Source organism: Halomicronema sp. CCY15110 (assembly GCF_016888165.1).
Lineage (GTDB): Bacteria > Cyanobacteriota > Cyanobacteriia > Phormidesmidales > Phormidesmidaceae > Halomicronema.
Genome location: NZ_JACSWC010000315.1, coordinates 69,240 through 75,239 on the forward strand (window position 1 = coordinate 69,240; position 6,000 = coordinate 75,239).

4 protein-coding genes are annotated in these 6,000 nt (G+C 51.1%); 2 read left to right on the plus strand and 2 right to left on the minus strand.

The window, feature by feature from the left end; genetic code table 11:
- Window positions 1-153 precede the first annotated feature (153 nt).
- Together JUK32_RS14200 and JUK32_RS14205 are read left to right on the plus strand one after the other, a co-directional pair.
- Window positions 154-1,317 carry a tetratricopeptide repeat protein gene (locus tag JUK32_RS14200; RefSeq protein ID WP_204139517.1) on the plus strand — a complete coding sequence of 388 codons (1,164 nt, stop codon included), beginning with the start codon at window positions 154-156 and terminating at the stop codon, window positions 1,315-1,317.
- Between the two features lie 923 nt (window positions 1,318-2,240).
- On the plus strand, window positions 2,241-3,197 hold the full coding sequence (locus tag JUK32_RS14205) for a LysR family transcriptional regulator (RefSeq protein WP_204139518.1): 957 nt from the start codon (window positions 2,241-2,243) through the stop codon (window positions 3,195-3,197).
- A gap of 120 nt (window positions 3,198-3,317) precedes the next feature.
- Here JUK32_RS14205 and JUK32_RS14210 read toward each other — a convergent pair whose 3' ends face one another.
- Together JUK32_RS14210 and JUK32_RS14215 are read right to left on the minus strand one after the other, a co-directional pair.
- Window positions 3,318-3,512 (minus strand): hypothetical protein, encoded by a 195-nt coding sequence (locus JUK32_RS14210; protein WP_204139519.1) that lies wholly within the window; start codon window positions 3,510-3,512, stop codon window positions 3,318-3,320.
- 609 nt (window positions 3,513-4,121) lie between these two features.
- Entirely contained in the window at window positions 4,122-5,531 is a 1,410-nt protein-coding gene (locus JUK32_RS14215) for a uracil-xanthine permease family protein (RefSeq protein ID WP_239112663.1), read from the minus strand.
- Window positions 5,532-6,000: the final 469 nt, after the last annotated feature.

A 6,000-nucleotide genomic window follows, 5' to 3' on the forward strand; every position in this document is an offset into this window, starting at 1 on the left:
TTTGTGATTTTGTTTGCCGTTGTGCATCTTGTCGTTAGTTGGTATAGAAGCGATCGCAACTTCATACAATTACAGATTGTCGTTGTGGTTACGGAATGAGTTTGTCATGTTGGGAAGTGGGCATTATGAAACTGTCCAGCGAGGCCGAAAATCATGTCACGATTCTTGCATTCATGGGCACAGCAGCAACAGGGGCGATATCGATTACGACGGGGCCTCAATTTTGCCCAAAAAGGGAATTACCATGGGGCGATCCAGTCTCTGACCGCAGCCTTAAGCTGTCATGCGCAGCCAACCCAGATTTTGCTACAGCGAGGGTTGATTTACCTGCAGCAAGCCCTCTATGACGAGGCACGGGCCGATTTCGATCAGGCGATCGCCCTTGATCCAGACCAGGCCGCCGCTTACGGCCACCGTGGCTTAGTCCGTTACCAACTCGGCGACGAAGCCGGTGCCCTCAGCGACTGGGCTACCTCGTTAAGGTTAAACCCCAACGATGCCACAGTGCGCTATAACCGGGGACTGGTGATGGCGCAGCATGGTCAGCACCAAGCCGCCTTAGAAGACTTCAACATTGCCGTAGCCCAGAATCCGTTGTTAGCTGAAGCCTATTTGCACCGAGGAAAAGTGAGAGAAAGGCTGGGCGATAAAGTGGGCGCGATACAAGATTGGGAAATCGCCTTGTGCAATGATTTACGCTTGAGCGAGGCTCAGCAACTATTAGTGCAGACGCAAAACCAGGCTGACTCTTTGAATCTGCAAGATCAGTTGCAAGATTTACTGCCCGCCGGGCTGACGATCACCACAGAACAGGAGGGCACTCGTCTGACCCTGACCTTGCACCGCCCTGTTGGCACCCCGGTCAATTATTTTCAATTGCCGAATGCTTTGCGCGATCGCCTGGTTGAGCTGCAATTGCCAGAAGTGCGGCGGTTCCGATTAATTGCCCAAGCCGGTGACTCATCCCTGTCCGAGTGGGATCAAACCTACGGTATTTATGACAAGGCACCCTGCCCATCCCCCCATTGGCGCGACGCCGTAGCGACCACACTCTTGCTATTTCCACCGTTTGGCGTGCTGGCCTTAGTGTTGGCGGCCCAGGTCAAACCGGCTTATCATCGGGGCGATTATCCCATTGCGGCGCGGGCGTCAAAAGCAGTGCGAAAACTCTGTCTCAGTAGCGGAGCCATTATGGGAGTAATGCTATTCGGCTTGGCCAGCTACGGCGTGTATACCTACGTCGAGGGAGAATATCCTAATCCGGCAGCCAAAACCGCGATGACCAAATCGTCAGCAACATCAGAAAAGCCGCTTTAGGAATTCTGTTTTCATCATCGTCTTCAAGGATGAACAATTTCCGGAGATGCCCAATTCCCCCTTACGAATGCTCAAGTCGCAGCCTATCAACTAACCACGCCCCGAAACAGAAATATCACAATCCGCTGTTAGGTTCGCGCACCTGAAAATGCTCATAGCCTTGTGCTTAAAAGGGTTCACTTTTGAAGTTTGAACTCTGCCTTTTGAATTTTGCCACAGCGTTTTCCCGCTGGATGAGGTGCACATTCAGATCTGAGACTTAAGCATGGCAAGGGTTTCAGGGATTGCACTGGACTTCACGGGAGCAGGAACCGCTATATACGCTCGTCGCATTTTCAGATAGCGGATGAGATCACCAGGGTGGAAAGCAATATCGTGGTGAACGGGTCAGCAAGAACCTTGCTCTTTTTGAATGGTCAAATCGCCAACTGTTTTAGCCTCTCGAATTATTGTAAACAATATGGCAAAGGTGACCCGATAAGTGGCTGGGCCTAGTTAAACGGTAACCAGGTGGCTGATTTCGACTCCGCTCAATCAGCGATATTACTGTCCAGGTTAGAGGTTGAGGGTTGAGCGGAGTCGTTCGCAAAGCGTCTCCGTGAGGAGAAAACCCGTCTGCGAAATAATTGTGTCTACCTACCTAGCAGTCGGCAGTCGCCAGTGATCAAAATTCAGCAAAAACGACCCGTAAGTTTAGCTGTGGCTAACGACATCCAGTTGATTGGTTCGTTGCATATACCCAGACCGTTGGTTGCTGGGTGACTTAAGGGATCAGGATTCTATAAAATCCAATTCTGGCTAAATAAATCCAGTGCCTGTCATTGAACAGCCGCCTCGGTTGTTCTAACTGATTAAATCCTCATTCCTAAGCTAGCGGATTGGGGCTTAGCTATGCCTACAGTTCCTTTCTCATTGAGAACGTGATGAAAAAACCGTTGCACAATCAAGTGAAGCTGACGCAACTCGAAATTGTGGCGGCGGTGTCAAAAACAAGCAGCTTTAGTGAAGCCGCTCTGATGTTAGGCATTTCGCAATCGGCGGTGAGCCATGCCATCTCTACTTTGGAAGAGACGCTAGGTGTCATGATCTTTTCCCGTGGGCGGCATGGGGCAACGTTGACCCCCGTAGGCGATCGCATCCTGGCCCATGCGCACAACATTCTTGAGAGCACCGAGGCAATTTTGCGCGAGGCGGCGATCGCCAAAGGCGTAGAAAGTGGCAAAGTGCGAGTTGCCACCTTTCGCAGCGTCGCCACCCACGTCCTTCCCCGCAGCATCAAGCAATTGCATCAGCGGTTTCCGGGCATTGTCATCAATCTGACCGAACACGACGATGACCAGCAGGCCAAACAAGCCCTCAAAGAAGGCCGCGCCGATATTGGCATGGTGACGCTACCTGCCGACCCGGATTTGCAAACCTGGGAACTGCTGCAAGATGAGTACGTTGTGTTACTGCCTCCGGAAACGCGGCTGCAGAGCACCCCTCTGACTTGGGAAGAACTGACGCAGCAGCCGTTAATGATGCCGCCGATTGATTATGTGATGATGCGCCCAGTCTATGAACATATCAATGGCCTGGGCTACTGGCTCAACGTGGTCAACGAAATTGAGACGGATGCCGCCACAGTCAGCTTGGTCGCCCAGGGAGTAGGGGGAACGATTTTGCCTCGGTTGTCGGCAGAACCGATTCCGCCAACGCTACAGGTTTATTCTTTGCCTACGCCGTTACAGCGCACCATCGGCGTTGCGGTGTTGGCAGATGCGCTGCTAACGCCAGCGGTGTATGCGTTGTTGGATATTTTGCGATCGCAGTTTCACCCTTCAGCCGCCACCGCCACTGACCCCCACGGCAGCCCTATCGGGCCATCGGGCAACGATTAGGGAACCGCAACTAAATAAAGTACCCGTTCAATCCGGTTTCGACTTCGCTCAACCTGCCAGGATCGAGAGTTGAGCGAAGTCGAAACTCGGTTCATGGGGATCTTTTTTCGCGCCAGTCCCTTAGTTGTACAGCGACTTGGCTTCCGACATTTCCAGCAGTTGGGCCGTCGTCCATCCGGCTCTTGCAGGGGCTGGCTGATTATCAGCAGTCATGATGCCTGCACCATGCGCGGCTTCAAACACTCGGCCCAAATGCAAGCGGTGAGCAACATCGGTCAAGCTTCGATGAGCGGTGTAGTTGCTAGTCGGTTTCATGGGATTAACTCCTTGATGAAGATGAACGTTGTGAATACAAATTGTGGTCTCTGAGGACTGAGACTTGAACTAAGTTGGGATGGCCGTTTCGGCTGTCCCAGGACAGACAAGATGCGACCTGAGATGAACAGTTTTCTGTCTATACTCCTACGATAGACAATCTCAGAAAAGATGACCAAAAGCAGGTTTCAGCCTTTCCATAAACAAGTTTCATAGAACAGGAATGGCTCGATGAACGCGATCGCGTTCACCGAGCCAGCCGGAGAGTCTGACACCGCTGCTGGTAACCAGAGCTGGAGATAATGACCACCGGGATGAACCTCCTTTGGCCCTTCGTTTAAAGCAAGTGTTCAAATTCAGGATGGGAATCAAAGCCGCTGCAAAGACCCTGCGCTCAACTGGTTTCAGCTGATCTCCAATCAACAACGTGACCCAAAAGCCCCAGGCTCTACGCGAACCTAGAGCTGACATGAGCAATTAGGGAATTGCGCTTAAATGACAGCCCCAACATTACGACGCTTTCTGTAGGGGTTAGGCATTGCCAAACCCTTACGATCGGGGACGTTATTTTTAAGCAACTTCCTTAGTGCGGCGAGAGAACGAGAGGCGTTAAACTCGGCGACCGGGTAGCACCATATTGAGCACCAGTGCAGTGAGGCCGCCGGTGCTAATGCCTGACGAAAAGATACTTTTCATCAAGGGGGGCATTTGTTCCAGAATGTCGGGAACAACACTCACCCCCAGACCCAACCCCAATGAAGTCGCCAAAATGATGGAGGCTCGTTTGTCTAAGTTGACTGAGGACAAAATCTTGATGCCAGCAACTGCTACAGAACCAAACATGATGATGGTGGCTCCCCCTAAGACGGGCTGCGGAATTGTCTGAAACACCCCAGCCACAATCGGGACGATACCCAAGACGACGAAGATGCCAGCGATAAAGAAACCCACGTAGCGGCTACCGACTCCCGTTAGCTGAATCACACCGTTGTTTTGGCTGAAGGTGGTGTTAGGAAACGTATTGAAAACTGCAGCGATCGCTGAATTCACCCCGTCGCCCAAAATACCGCCTTTAATCCGCTTCATATATTTCGGGCCGGTAATCGGCTGCCCCGTCAAGAGGGAGGTTGCCGTCAAGTCGCCGGTGGATTCAATGGTCGTAATCAAATACAGGAATATAAACGGAATGAAAGCGGAAAAGTTGAACCCAAAGCCATATTTGAAGGGGATCGGCATATTGATGCCGCCGAGGTTTGCGAGGTTACTGAAGTTCACTAGACCCATCGGAATTGACACGACATACCCCACAATCAGGGCGATCGCTACCGACGACATGCGCAAAAAGGCATTGCCAACATTATTCAGAATGACAATAATGGCCAGCACTAGCAGTGAGAGCATGAGAAACGCAGGACTACCAAAGGTGCCCGCTTCCCGCGCTGCAAAGCCTCCCCCCATGCTGGTGAGCCCCACATTAATCAGGGTCAGACCGATGAGCGTCACGACAACGCCCGTAACCAGCGGCGTGATGATTTTGCTGGCGAACTGAATAAAGCGACTGAGAATTATCTCGATAAAAGAACCGAGAAAACACAGCCCGAAAATAGTCCCAAGAGCAGCCTGAGGCGTGCCCCCCGCCCCGATAACAGCCGTACCCGCCGCAATCACCGGGCCAATAAAGGCAAAACTCGTGCCCTGAATACTGAGTAAACCCGACCCGATCGGGCCAATCCTCTTGGCCTGAATGAACGTCGCAATGCCCGAGACAAACAGCGACATACTGACGAGATAAGCCCCATCCGTGGGCTCTAGCCCTAGGGCTCCGGAAATAATTAGAGATGGCGTAATGATGCCGACAAAACAGGCGAACACGTGCTGCACCGCAGCAAACAGAGTTTCTCTGAGGGGAGGCCGATCCTCCAACCCATAAATCAAATCAACTCCAGGAGAGGCACCTTCCGCAGATGTCTCCTCTTCGGACAACATCATCTCGTCTGGAGCGGCTTCGGGATTAGTCATAGCGAAACTTTTCCAAAATCAAAACTTTGAGGTACGTAGCTAACAACAAACGTTGCTCAATCGCCTACAACGGCCTGATATCCAGCAACAGCTTCCTCGCGGATCAAATTCACATAATAAAAAGAGCAAGAAAAAATTTTGAAAGCATTTTTAACGAAGGCAGTCAAGATTGTATACAAAGTAAAATAAAGCCTTTGATGAATCGGTAGTTAACGTTACACATTCCTGATTAGTTGGCAGCCAAGTTGAGGATGCGTATCCCCCTGAATCGCCATTCCAAATAAAGAACACCAAAGAAGTAAAGAGCACAAAAGGTGGCCTAGTGCGCCAAAACTTTCTGATGAATTAAACATTGATTCATATTTCCAGACGTGATTTGCCTTCTAACTCTGCTTAGAGGGTGTTTGAAAAGTTCTCTTGCCAAGGTTTTGCTACCTGGGACACCTAGAAACACGACGACAAAAGAAGC